12 protein-coding genes are annotated in these 14,938 nt (G+C 36.2%); 6 read left to right on the plus strand and 6 right to left on the minus strand.

The features are described from left to right. Positions 1–49: 49 nt before the first annotated feature. The 6 genes from gyrA to dnaA form a co-directional block, all read right to left on the minus strand. Entirely contained in the window at positions 50–2,566 is a 2,517-nt protein-coding gene (gene gyrA, locus MKX96_RS00170; protein ID WP_340881188.1) for a DNA gyrase subunit A, read from the minus strand. Positions 2,567–2,593: 27 nt separating this feature from the next. Then, positions 2,594–4,516 carry a DNA topoisomerase (ATP-hydrolyzing) subunit B gene (gyrB, locus tag MKX96_RS00175; RefSeq protein WP_340881190.1) on the minus strand — a complete coding sequence of 641 codons (1,923 nt, stop codon included), beginning with the start codon at positions 4,514–4,516 and terminating at the stop codon, positions 2,594–2,596. 48 nt (positions 4,517–4,564) lie between these two features. After that, positions 4,565–5,677: a DNA replication/repair protein RecF gene (gene recF, locus MKX96_RS00180; protein WP_340881192.1), complete on the minus strand. Its 1,113-nt coding sequence runs from the start codon at positions 5,675–5,677 to the stop codon at positions 4,565–4,567. Between the two features lies 1 nt (position 5,678). Beyond that, entirely contained in the window at positions 5,679–5,906 is a 228-nt protein-coding gene (yaaA, locus tag MKX96_RS00185) for a S4 domain-containing protein YaaA (RefSeq protein ID WP_340881194.1), read from the minus strand. Between the two features lie 107 nt (positions 5,907–6,013). Continuing rightward, positions 6,014–7,150, minus strand: coding sequence for a DNA polymerase III subunit beta (gene dnaN / locus MKX96_RS00190; RefSeq protein WP_169359831.1), 1,137 nt, complete (start codon positions 7,148–7,150; stop codon positions 6,014–6,016). A 170-nt stretch (positions 7,151–7,320) separates the two neighbouring features. Then, positions 7,321–8,664 carry a chromosomal replication initiator protein DnaA gene (gene dnaA / locus MKX96_RS00195; RefSeq protein ID WP_340881197.1) on the minus strand — a complete coding sequence of 448 codons (1,344 nt, stop codon included), beginning with the start codon at positions 8,662–8,664 and terminating at the stop codon, positions 7,321–7,323. A 575-nt stretch (positions 8,665–9,239) separates the two neighbouring features. Here dnaA and rpmH point away from each other — a divergent pair. The 6 genes from rpmH (at position 9,240) to mnmG (ending at position 14,928) form a co-directional block, all read left to right on the plus strand. After that, positions 9,240–9,374 carry a 50S ribosomal protein L34 gene (rpmH, locus tag MKX96_RS00200; protein ID WP_144540295.1) on the plus strand — a complete coding sequence of 45 codons (135 nt, stop codon included), beginning with the start codon at positions 9,240–9,242 and terminating at the stop codon, positions 9,372–9,374. Between the two features lie 70 nt (positions 9,375–9,444). Further along, positions 9,445–9,789, plus strand: a complete 345-nt coding sequence (gene rnpA / locus MKX96_RS00205; protein WP_169359829.1) for a ribonuclease P protein component — start codon at positions 9,445–9,447, stop codon at positions 9,787–9,789. Positions 9,790–9,861: 72 nt separating this feature from the next. Next, positions 9,862–10,638: a membrane protein insertase YidC gene (gene yidC, locus MKX96_RS00210; RefSeq protein ID WP_169359828.1), complete on the plus strand. Its 777-nt coding sequence runs from the start codon at positions 9,862–9,864 to the stop codon at positions 10,636–10,638. Next, positions 10,635–11,390 (plus strand): RNA-binding cell elongation regulator Jag/EloR, encoded by a 756-nt coding sequence (jag, locus tag MKX96_RS00215; RefSeq protein WP_340881199.1) that lies wholly within the window; start codon positions 10,635–10,637, stop codon positions 11,388–11,390. Before yidC ends, jag begins: the two co-directional genes overlap by 4 nt. A 240-nt stretch (positions 11,391–11,630) precedes the next feature. Beyond that, positions 11,631–13,016: a tRNA uridine-5-carboxymethylaminomethyl(34) synthesis GTPase MnmE gene (gene mnmE / locus MKX96_RS00220; protein ID WP_169359826.1), complete on the plus strand. Its 1,386-nt coding sequence runs from the start codon at positions 11,631–11,633 to the stop codon at positions 13,014–13,016. 22 nt (positions 13,017–13,038) lie between these two features. Next, on the plus strand, positions 13,039–14,928 hold the full coding sequence (gene mnmG, locus MKX96_RS00225) for a tRNA uridine-5-carboxymethylaminomethyl(34) synthesis enzyme MnmG (protein WP_169359825.1): 1,890 nt from the start codon (positions 13,039–13,041) through the stop codon (positions 14,926–14,928). Positions 14,929–14,938: the final 10 nt, after the last annotated feature.

Consider the following 14,938-nt stretch of genomic DNA (forward strand, 5'->3'; position numbering starts at 1 on the left):
ATCTAACTAAAAAAACTACCCTTAAACAATGTCTAAGGGTAGTTTTTACTTATTCTTCTATTTCTTCTGTTGAGGATGAATCTTCATCAGGAGTAACAGCTGCTTCTTCAATATCAGCATCTATTACTTCTTCTTCCTCTTCTTTTTCTACTTTTGCTACGGTAGCAATTAACTCGCTGCCAGATAATCTCATTAGACGAACACCTTGTGTACTTCGTCCTGTCATAGAAATGTCGTTTACATCCATACGGATCAACATGCCATTAATTGTGATTAGCATCAAGTCTTCAGAGCCATCTACTGCCTTCACGGCACATAAAGGTCCATTCTTATCAGTGATTTGGCATGTTTTCACACCCATACCACCTCTAGTTTGCAATCTATACTCAGATTCTGGTGTACGTTTACCATAGCCATTCTCTGTAACCACTAGTATCTCTTGTCCAGGTTCTATAATTTCCATTCCTACTACATAATCGTCATCCTTCAAACGGATTCCTCTTACTCCTCCAGCAGTCCGGCCCATAGAACGTATATCTGTCTCTTCGAATCTTACTAGCTTACCTTGGCGTGTACCTATGATAATCTCTTTTTTACCGTTGGTTAAACGAACTCCTATCAGTTCATCCTCTTCTCGTAAAGAGATAGCTATTAAACCATTAGCACGGATATGTGCAAAACCTGATACTGGTGTTCTTTTTGTTACACCATGCTTGGTCGTAAAGATTAAGTAATTATCTTCTTCGAATGAAGCCATTGGGATCATCGCAGTTACATGCTCGTTTTTCTCAATGCCTAGAAGATTAACCAGTGGCAAGCCTTTTGCTGTGCGGCCATACTCTGGAATTTCAAATCCTCTTGCACGGTATACCTTACCATTATTCGTAAAGAATAGAATCGTATCATGGGTGGATGTGTACAATAAATGCTCAACGAAATCATCTTCATTAGTTCCCATTCCTTGTACCCCACGACCACCACGTTTTTGACTCTTATACGTATTTGCAGGTAAACGTTTAATATACCCTTTATTTGTTAAAGTAAGTACAGAATTTTCTACAGGTATTAGGTCTTCATCTTCAAAGACCTCTGCTCCTCCTGCAACAATCTCCGTACGGCGTTTATCTGCATAGCGATCTTTAATCTCTGTAATTTCTTCACGGATAATTTCAATTACTCGATATTCATTAGCTAAGATGAATTTTAGTTCCTCTATTAATTGAACTAATGCCTTATATTCTTCTTCAATTTTATCGCGCTCTAATCCAGTTAAACGTTGTAAACGCATATCCAGAATCGCTTGTGCTTGTCGTTCTGATAAATCGAACTGCTCCATTAAGCCGTTTTTTGCTATTTCTCCTGTTTGAGAAGAACGAATTAGCTTAATAATTTCATCAATATGATCTAATGCAATTCGTAAACCTTCTAGAATATGCGCGCGGTCTTCAGCCTTGTTCAATTCAAACTGCGTACGGCGACGAATTACTACTTTTTGATGTTCTAGATAATAGTAAAGCATTTCTTTTAGGTTCAACACTTTAGGCTGGTTGTCCACCAACGCTAACATATTAATACCAAAGCTCGATTGAAGTGCAGTTTGTTTGTATAAGTTATTGAGGAGCACGTGAGAATTTGCATCCTTACGAACTTCAATAACAATACGCATTCCGTTTCGATCTGATTCATCAGCCAAATGAGTAATTCCATCAATTTTCTTATCACGTACAAGCTCTGCTATTTTTTCAATTAGACGAGCTTTATTTACTTGATATGGAATTTCTTTAACGATAATTACTTCTTTACCGCTAGGCTTTTGTTCAATCTCGACCTTCGCACGGATTAGGATAGAGCCTTTCCCAGTCTCATAAGCACGACGGATCCCGCTACGGCCCAATATGATACCGCCTGTTGGGAAATCAGGACCAGGAATAATATTCATTAATTCCTCAATAGTGATGGCTGGGTTTTCCGTTAAAGCCAAAACCCCGTCTATTACCTCCCCAAGGTGGTGGGAAGGGATGTTAGTTGCCATACCTACGGCAATTCCTGAAGCTCCATTTACAAGTAAATTCGGATATCTACTTGGTAACACAACTGGCTCTTTTTCTTGACCATCATAGTTATCTTTATAATCTATCGTATTTTTATTTATATCGCGTAATAATTCTAAAGCAATTTTGGACATACGTGATTCTGTATATCGCATAGCTGCTGCTCCGTCTCCATCGACAGATCCAAAGTTACCATGACCGTCTACCAGCATGTAACGATAGCTAAAATCCTGCGCCATACGAACCATTGCATCATAAATGGAGGAGTCACCATGGGGATGGTATTTCCCCATTACGTCTCCTACGATACGAGCAGATTTTTTATGAGGCTTATCTGGTGTATTTCCTAGTTCTTGCATCCCATATAAAATTCGACGATGTACAGGCTTTAACCCGTCTCGTACGTCAGGTAATGCACGGGATACAATAACACTCATCGCATAGTCAAGAAAAGATGTTTTCATTTCTGTACTAATATTGATCCCTCTGACACCTTTATTCGGTATTTCTGACATCCTAAAGACCTCCAGTTAAACGCATTCTTAAATATCTAAATTTTTCACATATACAGCGTTGTCTTCGATAAACTGACGACGTGGTTCTACCTCTTCGCCCATCAGCTGTGTAAAGACTTCGTCTGCCTCCATTGCATTATCCAAGTTAACTTGAAGCAATGTTCGATTATCTGGATCCATCGTTGTTTCCCAAAGTTGGGTCGCATCCATTTCTCCAAGTCCTTTATAACGTTGAATGTTTGGCTTAGACGTTTTAGGCAATCGATCTAAAATTTCTTTTAGTTGTTCATCGTTATAGCAATACTCTACATGCTTTCCTTGTTTCACTTGATATAAAGGTGGTTGTGCTGCATACACATAACCTGCTTCAATCAATGGTCTCATAAATCGGAAGAAGAATGTAAGTAATAATGTTCGAATATGAGCTCCGTCTACATCGGCATCGGTCATGATAATGATTTTATGATAACGAGCTTTTTCTAAAATAAACTCTTCCCCAATGCCAGTGCCTAAAGCTGTAATCATAGTGCGAATCTCTGCATTTCCAAGTATTCTATCTAAACGTGCTTTTTCCACATTTAATATTTTCCCTCGTAATGGAAGAATAGCTTGGTAGTGACGATCTCGCCCTGATTTCGCTGATCCACCTGCTGAGTCACCCTCAACTATATACAATTCGCTATCTGCTGGAATACGGGAAGAACAATCTGCTAATTTCCCTGGTAAACTAGATACCTCTAAAGCTGACTTTCGACGAGTTAATTCTCGTGCTTTTTTCGCAGCTACACGTGCACGAGCAGCCATCAGCCCTTTATCCACAATTTTTCTAGCAATTTGAGGGTTTTCTAATAAAAATCGGTCAAAACCTTCAGCAAACAAACTATTAGTAATAGTGCTTACTTCGGAGTTACCAAGTTTTGTTTTGGTTTGTCCTTCAAATTGAGGATCGGGATGTTTTACTGAAACAATAGCAGTTAAACCTTCTCGTACATCATCACCAGACAAGTTTGTTTCTGAATCTTTTAGTAAACCATTTTTTCTTGCATAATCATTAATTACGCGAGTAAGGGCAGTTTTAAAGCCAGATTCATGTGTTCCGCCTTCATACGTATTAATGTTATTTGCGAAAGATAAAATATTTGATGAATATCCAGCGTTATATTGCATGGCAATTTCAATAGATATTCCGTCTTTCTCGCCTTCTACAAAAATAGCTTCTTCTGTAATTGGCTCTTTTGATTTATTTAGATCCTCTACGTAAGACTTAATACCACCCTCGTAAAGGTATTTAACTGATTTTTCTTGGCCTTCTCGTTCATCTGCAATAGTGATGGTCAAACCACGGTTTAAATAAGCTAATTCTCTTACGCGGTGCGCTAAGATATCATACTCATAAACAGTTGTTTCCGTAAAAATTTGCGAGTCTGCTTTAAATCTTGTAGTAGTTCCTGTTTCTAATGCTTCTCCCGTTACTTCTAAAGGTGAAGCAACAGCTCCTCGTTCAAACTTAATCGTATGAATTTTTCCATCGCGTTTAACATAAACTTCCGTATACTCTGACAAGGCATTTACTACTGATGCACCAACACCATGAAGCCCGCCGGACACTTTATATCCGCCGCCGCCAAACTTACCACCAGCATGAAGAACAGTCATAATAACTTCAACTGCAGGTTTTCCCATTTTTTCTTGGTTATCAACTGGTATACCACGGCCATTGTCTTCCACACGAATCCAATTGTCTTTTTCAATCGTTACAATAATATGATCGCAATAACCAGCGAGCGCCTCATCAATACTGTTATCAACGATTTCCCATACAAGATGGTGAAGTCCTTTAGAGCTAGTAGTCCCTATGTACATTCCGGGACGTTTTCTTACCGCTTCTAAACCTTCTAATACTTGTATCTGATCAGCATCATAAGATGGTTGTAAATCTTTCTCTTCCATTGCCAACTTGCTCACCCACTCTTTCATTACTTTCAATACTGGTGAATTTTATTTTATAACTGCCCCTTGTTCCACATGAAACATCTTTGCTTGTTTAATTGTGTCATGGGCTATTCCTTCAATACTTGTCGTTGTAACAAACGTCTGAACGTCACCATGAATAGTCGTTAATAGATGCGATTGTCGGTAATCATCTAATTCCGATAGAACGTCATCCAGCAATAAAACAGGAGCTTCACCTACCTCCTGTTTTATCAATTCGATTTCGGCTAATTTAAGTGATAAGGCTGTTGTTCTTTGTTGTCCTTGCGAACCATAAGTTTGAACATCATAGTCATTTACAAAAAATTTAAGGTCATCACGATGTGGACCATACAAAGTGACTCCGCGATCTAATTCTCTTTTTTGATTTTCAAATATTTTTGTCTCTAAAGTTGCCTTCATCTGACTTTCTGAATAGTCTGCTTTAATACCTATAGTAGAGTCATATGCAACTGTGAGTTTTTCTAATCCTCGAGAGATCCCAAAATGAATTGGTTCTGCCCACTTTTGAAGTAATTCCATAAATTGGAATCTTTTTTGAATTACTTTTACTGCAGCATTTATATATTGTTCTGTATAAACGTCAAACATGACATCATTTAACTTAGATTGACCTTGATGTTTTTTTAAAATATGGTTTCTTTGCTTTAAAATCTTTTGAAAGTTAAGCAAATCATGTAAATACCTAGGAGATATTTGTCCTATTTCCATATCTAGAAAACGTCTTCTGACTTGAGGACTACCTTTAACCAAAAACAAATCCTCTGGTGCAAACATGACAACATTAAGCTGACCTATGTAGTCACTGAGTCTATTTTGTTCTAGGTGATTCACCTTTGCTTTTTTTCCTTTTTTGGAGAGTATTAATTCCAAGGGGAGTCGTCCATATTTTTTGTGTATATCCCCTATTATTTTACCATACTCTGCTTCCCAGCGTATCAATTCTTTATCATTAGAAGTTCTATGAGACTTCGCCATTGATAATACATATAGGGATTCCATTAAGTTAGTTTTACCTTGGGCATTTTCCCCAATCAACACATTTATTTTGGAGGAAAAATCCAATTCTATTGAATCGTAATTACGGAAGTTTTTAAGCTCAAGTCGTTCAATATACATATTACTCTCCGTTCTCAGGTCCAATCATTAGAAATTTTCCTACTCCTGGAATATTCACTACATCTTTGTTTCTTATTTTTCTACCTCTTCGTTGATCTGCTTCTCCGTTTATATATACGGTATTTTCGCTCAAAAACCATTTAGCCATTCCACCTGAACTTATTGCGTCTGTCATCTTAAGTAATTGACCTAAGGTAATAAATTCCGAATCAAAACGAATCTCTTCCACTAATTATTCAACCTCTTCTCATTTTGTTTATCCCACCATTTTACCCTAATAAAGCAAATAAGTAAAAAAGATAGCCACTATTGGTGACTATCTCTTGTTTATGCTGTTTAGTAAGTTCTTACCGGAAGGATTAATTGCAAGATTGAATCGTCATGTACAGATTTTAAAACAAACGGTCTCATAGTTCCTGCAAAAAGAATTTTAACATCTTGACCATCAATCGCCTTTAGTGCATCCATCATGTATTTAGCACTGAAAGAAATTTTAAGCTCTTCGCCTTCTATAGTTTCCGCAAGAATTTGTTCTTCTACTTTTCCGATTTCAGGAGAGTTGGAGGAAACTTCTAAGGAATTTAAATCTAGAGTTGAAAAACGAACAACATTATTTCTTTCTTCTCGTGCCAATAAGGAAGCACGATCTATTGCTTGCAATAAAGATTTACCGTTAACGACAATAGTTGTTTTATATTCGCTTGGGATCAGTCTAGATGTGTCAGGGTAATTTCCTTCTAACAATCTAGAGTAAAATAATACATCCTCTGTTTTGAATAATATCTGCTGCTGAGTCATAACTATAGCTACTTCAGAAGAAGTTTCTTCTAGAATTTTATTTAATTCATTTAAGCTTTTTCCTGGAATTACTACGCTATATTTTTCTTCAGGTAAATCTTTTAATGCTGTTTTTCTTTTTGCTAGACGATGGCTGTCTGTAGCTACACAGTGGAGCTCCCCATCAATAACCTGCCAATTCACTCCAGTTAATACCGGTCTGCTTTCTGATGTAGAAACAGCAAAAACTGTTTCTTTAATAATAGATTTCAACAAGTCAGAAGGAATGTAGAATTGTCGATCTTCTTCAAGTTGAGGTAACAAAGGATATTCACTAGCATCAATGCCTATTAAGTTAAATTCTGATTTACCCGAACGGATATGTGTGTGGAATTGGTTTGTAACTTCAATTTCTACATCGTTTGTAGGTAATTTACGAACAATCTCACTAAACATTCTTGCTTGGACAACTATTGATCCTGGTTCTACAATTTTTATAATTTGTTCTCCATTTTTTTCAACTGGTATAAATGTTTGGATCGTAATATCTGAATCACTACCAGTTAAATACAAACCTTCTTTTGTTACTTCTAATTTTAATCCAGTCAATATAGGAATTGTTGTTTTAGAACTTACGGCTTTCATTACATCATTTAGTCCATTTAATAGACTATCTCTCATTACTTCAAATTTCATTTTAGTACCTCACTTATATATTTATTATTTATTAAAAGATTAATAGATATAGTAATAGGGCTTGTGGATATGTTGATAAGTGCATATTTCGCTATATTTCGCTACATATCCCCATGTGTATAACTTGTGTTTAAGTATGGATCTAAAATAGGAACTTATCCACAATCTAATTATCTACCGAGGATAGATTTTATTTGCTTAATATCATCCTGCAGGTTCATATCTGTTTTTAGCATCGTTGCTATTTTATCGTGTGCATGAATTACTGTAGTATGATCACGTCCACCAAACTCTTCGCCAATTTTAGGCAATGAGAAATCAGTTAGCTCGCGGGAAAGAAACATAGCTATCTGACGAGGGAATGCGATAGATTTAGTACGCTTTTTTGCAGTAAAATCCTCTAATCTAATATGAAAATGCTCTCCTACAACCTTTTGAATATCTAAGATGGTAATAATTCTTGGACGTGCATTTGGCAGAATATCTTTTAATGCCTCAGCAGCCAAGTCGATATTAATATCTTTATTAACAAGCGAGGAATAGGCCACTACGCGAATAAGTGCACCTTCAAGCTCTCTTATATTCGAGTCAATTTGGTTTGCGATATAGGCCATAACTTCATCAGAAATATCTAAACCGTCTGCGCGTGCTTTTTTACGTAAGATAGCAATTCTTGTTTCTAAATCAGGTGGTGCTATATCTGTTATCAAGCCCCATTCAAAACGGGAGCGTAAACGATCCTCTAAAGTGGGAATCTCTTTAGGTGGTCTGTCACTAGAGATAACAATTTGTTTAGATTCTTCATGTAATGCATTAAAAGTATGAAAAAATTCTTCTTGAGTTGATTCTTTTCCGGCAAGGAACTGAATATCATCTATTAAGAGAACATCTACGTTTCGATACTTATTTCGGAAGTCTACTGCTTTGTTATCGCGAATAGAATTAATAAATTCGTTCGTGAATTTTTCAGAAGATAAATAAACCACTTTTGCATTCGGATTGTGTTCTTGAACATAGTGTCCAATCGCGTGCATTAAGTGGGTTTTTCCTAATCCAACTCCTCCGTAAATGAAAAGAGGATTATATGCTTTTGCAGGTGCTTCTGCTACAGCTAAAGAGGCAGCATGGGCAAAACGGTTACCAGAACCAATGACAAAAGTATCAAATGTATTTTTTGAGTTAAGCATTCCAGGAGAAAAGTCTGGCTGATCATCTGGAGTAACCGGTGTTTTTGGCTTTGGTATTTCAAAGTCATCAAAGTCCTGACCCTTAGGTACTACAAAAGAAATTAATAGTTCATTGCCAGTAAGTTCAGTAAGAATGCCAGCAATTAAATGAACATAGTGATTTTCGAGCCAATCCCTAGCAAAGGAATTGGGCGCAGCTATGGTTACAGTGTCTCCCTTATAAGAAAGCATCTTTGTTGATTTTAACCAGGTTTCGAAGCTTGGTTTCGATGTTTTCTTTTCTACTTCAGAGAGAACTTTAGCCCAAAGTTCTTCAAAGTGTTCCAATAACATAATCTCCTTTTCTATAAGATTGATAGGAAATCCGTTTTTCCTACCTTTTAGTAATAAGACGGTTTTACAAAAAGAGAATAATCATTCTGCTTTATATTTTATATGTATAAATTATAGTTATATACACAAATCCACGTCCTGTGGATAAACTTTATAAACGTATGGGGAAAATATTATCCACAGATTACTAACAACTGTGGATAATAAAAAATAACATATTTCGTTTGAAAAAGTAAAACACAGATATCGTATCAAAAAAACGTTGCAATTACAAGATACTTTAAGGTTATCCACAATATTAAATTAATTAACAGTTAAGGTTGTCCACAGCAAAGGGATATGTTAAAAACATGTTCATAAGCTATGTGGATATTTTTTTGTCGAAAATTGTTATTCACAGGTAAGTGGGAAAAGATATCTTAGTATGTGGATAAGAATGGGCAAGTAGAAAAGAGAAGCAGCAAGACATGGACTTAAATAAAGATTGACAAATACAGTGTAGTTTTTATATAATATCGGAGACTGTCTAAGGAACATTTTAAGATGATCACTCAGGAGGTGTCATATAGATGAAACGTACATTCCAACCAAATAGCCGTAAAAGAGCAAAAAATCACGGTTTCCGCGCACGTATGAGTACAAAAAACGGTCGCCGCGTAATAGCAGCCCGTCGTGCTAAAGGAAGAAAAGTATTATCAGCATAATTATAAGTCCACTGACCAATTCAGTGGTCTTTTTTTTCTTTCAAACCGATTAGTTGGAGCAGGTGACTAGATGAATAAGAAACAACGCATAAAAAAGAATGCTGAATTTCAAAAGATCTTTAAAAAAGGGAAATCATTCGCCAACAGACAGTTTGTAGTTTATACAATGGAGAATGAATACGATTATTTTCGAATAGGATTATCTGTAAGTAAGAAAGTTGGCAATGCAGTAGTTCGTAATCGTATTAAAAGATACATTCGTCAATCCTTTTTAGAGTTGAATGATTCAGTGGCAGGAAACAAAGATTATATTATTATCGCCAGAAATTCGGCGGCCAAGCTTGACTTTCATGAGACAAAAAAGAACTTAGAGCATGTTTTGAAAGTAGCCAAAGTTTTAAAGAAGAAAAGCTAGTGAAGTCTTTTGGATGAGATGTTAAGATAAGGATAGATGAAAGATGAATGTATTTTAATAGGGGGAAGAAGGTTGAAGAGAAAATTACCTTTACTATTATTATTAATAGTAATGACAGCTTTACTAGCTGGATGTACGGAATTCAATGAACCAATTTATAATACTTCCGAAGGTTTTTGGAATGAATACATTGTTTGGCCATTAGTTTCCGCTATTACATTTTTCCAAGAGCTATTAGGGACATATGGTCTAGGGATCATTGCAGTAACGATTATTATTCGTTTAGTAATTTTACCGTTAATGATTAAACAAACTAAAAACTCTAAGGCAATGCAAGAAGTACAACCAGAGATGTTAAAGCTAAAAGAAAAATATAGCTCCAAGGATGCTGTAACACAGCAAAAATTCCAACAAGAAATGATGGCTTTATATAAAGATAGAAATATTAATCCAGCAGCTGGATGTCTTCCTATTTTTATTCAGATGCCAATACTAATCGGTTTCTATCATGCAATTAGTCGTATGAATAATACACCTGAGATCAATCTTGGTGATTTCTTAGGTTTTGCATTGGCAGAGCCAAGTATTATCCTTGCTGTCTTAGCCGGAATCATGCAATTAATCGTATTGAGAACTGGCCCAGCAATGGACAACCCTCAAATGAAAATCATGATGTATATCATGCCGTTCATGATCATGGGATTTGGTATTGTATTACCTGCTGCATTAACATTGTATTGGGTAATCGGAAATATTATATCTATCATTCAAAACTTATTCATTTATAAACCTTGGAAAAGAGAAAAACAAGTACCTGTTAAAGCAAAAACGGGAGGGGCCAAAAAATGAAGCAGATTACACAGACTGCACCTACAAAAGAGGAAGCTATAAACGTTGCACTTAAAAAACTTGAAGTATCGAGAGAAGATGTGTCAATTACCGTAGTGGAAGAAGGGAAAAAAGGCTTTTTTGGATTTTTATCTAAGCCTGCAGTTGTTGAAGTAACTGTTTTAAAAAAGGACGACCCAGTCGATCAGGTCTTGGAAGAAAAAATAGTAGAGGAAGTAATCGAACAGCCGATTTTAGATAATACCTCTACATTAGAAGAAGTAAAAGAAACTATAGAAGTCACTGAAGCACCAAATAATGATCAAGCGATAGCTGAAACAAAACTATATCTTGAAACAATCGCTAAGGAATTGGATATTGACGATTTAGTAATTAGTGAAACAAGAGAGGGTAAGTACATTTATCTTCATTTAAACAGTGAAAAGGCTGCCTTATTAATAGGAAAAAGAGGCCAAACATTAAATGCACTGGAAAACCTATCTCAATTAGTTGCAAACAAATTTTCAAATTCCTTTATCCTTATTAGGTTGGACGTTGGTAACTACCGTGAAAGAAGACAAGAAGCATTAGAACAGTTAGCAGAAAGAATGGCTGACAAAGCAGTGCGTACTGGTCAACCGATAGAATTAGAACCAATGTCTTCTTCTGAGAGAAAGATTATTCACAATGCTTTATCCCTAAGAGTAGACATTGAAACTTACTCAGTCGGTAATGAACCAAATAGATATTTAGTGATCGAATCAATAAAATAAGTAAAACGGATTTTAGCTTGAAAATAAGCTGGAATCCGTTTTCTTCTGTTATTAATCCGCTTAAGAAGATTTCCGAAGATGAGCGATAAGCCATCAGTAGGATTCTTTTTTTGTTCACATAATAAAAAGTATCTATACTTCTGATTTAGGACAAAATATGTTATTGTTATATGTTAGATAGTCATGTTCTTTTTAGTTATTCACATGTGGATAACTGGAAGTGCAAGGAGGTGTACACTTTTGGAATTTGATACAATAGCTGCAATTTCCACTCCATTAGGAGAAGGAGCCATTGCCATTGTAAGGCTTAGTGGAGCAGAGGCAATTTCAATTGCCAATAAAGTTTTTCAGTCTCCAAATGGAAAAAATCTTAGTGAACAATCTTCTCATACTATTCATTATGGACATCTCGTGGATCCAAAGACGAATGAAGTAGTAGAGGAAGTTATGTTGTCTCTTATGAAAGGTCCGAAAACTTTTACGAGAGAAGACGTAGTAGAGATAAATTGTCATGGAGGACTAGTCACAGTAAATAGAGTTCTTCAGTTAATACTTATAAATGGTGCACGGCTTGCAGAACCTGGTGAGTTTACAAAACGTGCTTTTTTAAATGGAAGAATAGACTTGTCGCAGGCTGAAGCGGTAATGGATTTAATAAGAGCCAAAACTGATAAAGCAATGAATGTAGCTTTAGGTCAAATGGATGGACGTTTATCACGTCTCATCAAAACCTTAAGGCAAGCACTCCTTGAAACTTTAGCTCAGGTAGAGGTAAATATTGATTATCCAGAGTATGATGACGTTGAAGAGATGACGTTACCTATGATGATTGAAAAAGGAACTTGGGTAAAAGAAGAAATTGAAAAGCTTTTAATTACTTCATCTCAAGGTAAAATTCTTCGCGAAGGGCTGTCGACAGCAATTGTCGGAAGACCAAATGTAGGGAAATCATCACTTTTAAATAGCTTAATTCAAGAAAACAAAGCAATTGTTACGGAGATAGCAGGAACTACGAGGGATATTATAGAAGAATATGTAAATGTACGTGGTGTCCCTTTAAAATTAGTAGACACTGCTGGAATCCGTGAAACAGAAGATATAGTCGAACGTATTGGAGTAGAGAAATCACGCCAAGTTCTAAAAGAGGCAGATTTAATTTTACTTGTGTTGAATAATTCAGAAGAGCTAGCTGAAGAAGATAGAAGGTTATTCGAGACTATTAAAGGAATGGATTATATCGTTATCGTTAACAAAACGGATCTTCCAACCAAGTTAGATTACGATGAGGTACAACGTCTTGCTACTGATAAGAGAATTGTTTCTACTTCCTTATTAAAAGAAGAGGGAATTGACGAGCTGGAAGACTCTATAGCGTCCTTGTTCTTTGAAGGAAACATTGAAGTGTCAGACATTACCTATGTCTCTAATGCCCGTCATATCGCTTTATTAAATCTTGCTAAATCTACAATTACTGATGCCATCGAAGCAGCACATAATCACGTGCCAGTCGATATGATTCAAATAGATGTTACTAGAACGTGGGAAATATTAGGAGAAATAATTGGAGATACAGTCGAAGAAAGCCTGATTGACCAGTTATTTGCTCAATTCTGTTTAGGAAAATAAAAAACGAGAGGAAGTTACGAACATGCCAAACTTTGAAGCAGGCAAGTTCGATGTGATTGTTGTAGGAGCAGGGCATGCGGGTGTTGAAGCCGCATTAGCCTCTGCTAAAATGGGCGCTAAAACGCTTGTTTTAACAATCAATCTAGATATGATTGCATTTATGCCATGTAATCCGTCCATCGGAGGCCCTGCAAAAGGAATCGTAGTGCGTGAAATTGACGCCTTAGGTGGAGCCATGGGTAAAGTTATAGATAAAACTCACATTCAAATGAGAATGTTGAATACAGGAAAAGGACCAGCAGTACGTGCACTTCGAGCACAAGCTGATAAGGTTCTATACCAAAATGAAATGAAACGTCTTATAGAGGAACAAGCAAACCTTACAGTTCATCAAGCAGTAGTAGAAGAACTATTAGTTGAAGATGATAAAATTGTTGGCTTAGTAACCCAAGTAGGGGCAGTTTATCGAGCAGAAACAGTAGTTATTACTACAGGTACATTTTTACGTGGTGAGATTATTATAGGAGACCTTAAATATTCTAGTGGTCCCAATAACCAACAACCATCCATTAAGCTAGCTGATAGTATCCGCAATTTAGGATTCGACCTAGTTAGATTTAAGACAGGTACTCCACCTCGTGTAAACAGTAAAACGGTGGACTATAGTAAAACAGAAATTCAGCCAGGCGACGATGTTCCTCGAGCATTTAGTTTCGAAACAACAGAATTTATTATGGATCAATTACCTTGCTGGTTAACATATACAAGTTCTGAAACACACCAAATTATCAATGATAATTTACATTTATCGCCAATGTATTCTGGTATGATAAAAGGAACGGGTCCAAGATACTGTCCGTCTATTGAAGATAAAATTGTTAGATTTAATGATAAGCCACGTCATCAAATCTTCTTAGAGCCAGAGGGTCGTAACACAAGAGAAGTTTATGTACAGGGGTTATCAACGAGTCTTCCAGAGCACGTACAACGTAAACTGTTAGCTTCTATCCCAGGATTAGAAAATGCGGAAATGATGCGAGCAGGCTATGCGATTGAATATGATGCAATGGTTCCAACACAGCTATGGCCAACGTTAGAAACAAAAAAAGTTAAAAATTTATATACTGCTGGACAAATAAACGGAACTTCTGGTTATGAAGAAGCTGCAGCTCAAGGTCTAATGGCAGGAATAAACGCTGCTCTTAGAGTATTAAATAAAGAAGAAAAAGTGTTGAGCCGATCAGATGCGTATATTGGTGTCTTAATTGATGATCTAGTTACAAAAGGAACTAACGAGCCATATCGCTTGCTTACTTCAAGAGCTGAATATCGTTTACTGCTTCGTCATGATAATGCCGATTTAAGATTGTTAGAAATTGGATATAATATTGGCTTAGTGCCAGAAGAACGGTATAATAAGTTTTTAGAGAAAAAGAAAAGAATAGAAGATGAGCTTCGTCGCCTACGCTCCATTATTATCAAACCGAATGAGGAGACTCAAGAAGTTGTTCGTAATGCAGGCGGTAGCGAGTTAAAAGATGGAATTCGTGCTTCAGATCTTCTTAAAAGAACAGAAATGAACTACGACTTAGTAGCCCAACTAGTTCCGGGAGAAGTTCAGTTAAGTGAAGAAGAAAAAGAACAAATTGAGATTCAAGTTAAGTATGAAGGCTATATAGATAAATCTCTACAACAAGTTGATAAGTTGAAAAAAATGGAAAACAAAAAGATCCCTGATCAAATTGATTACAATGCAATCTCCGGACTTGCAACAGAAGCAAAACAAAAACTAATGCAAGTAAGACCATTATCTATTGCACAAGCATCTCGTATTTCAGGAGTAAACCCAGCAGATATTTCTATCCTTCTAATATATATTGAACAAGGTAAGATAGCTAAAATCACTGGTTAGTCTAAGACAA

The sequence above is a fragment of the Psychrobacillus sp. FSL W7-1493 genome (assembly GCF_038004905.1).
Lineage (GTDB): Bacteria > Bacillota > Bacilli > Bacillales_A > Planococcaceae > Psychrobacillus.

Coding starts and splice junctions, on each gene's coding strand:
- gyrA (WP_340881188.1), bottom strand. CDS start 2,566: ATGTCAGAAATACCGAATAAAGGTGTCAGAGGGATCAATATTAGTACA.
- gyrB (WP_340881190.1), bottom strand. CDS start 4,516: ATGGAAGAGAAAGATTTACAACCATCTTATGATGCTGATCAGATACAA.
- recF (WP_340881192.1), bottom strand. CDS start 5,677: ATGTATATTGAACGACTTGAGCTTAAAAACTTCCGTAATTACGATTCA.
- dnaN (WP_169359831.1), bottom strand. CDS start 7,150: ATGAAATTTGAAGTAATGAGAGATAGTCTATTAAATGGACTAAATGAT.
- rpmH (WP_144540295.1), top strand. CDS start 9,240: ATGAAACGTACATTCCAACCAAATAGCCGTAAAAGAGCAAAAAATCAC.
- rnpA (WP_169359829.1), top strand. CDS start 9,445: ATGAATAAGAAACAACGCATAAAAAAGAATGCTGAATTTCAAAAGATC.
- jag (WP_340881199.1), top strand. CDS start 10,635: ATGAAGCAGATTACACAGACTGCACCTACAAAAGAGGAAGCTATAAAC.
- mnmG (WP_169359825.1), top strand. CDS start 13,039: ATGCCAAACTTTGAAGCAGGCAAGTTCGATGTGATTGTTGTAGGAGCA.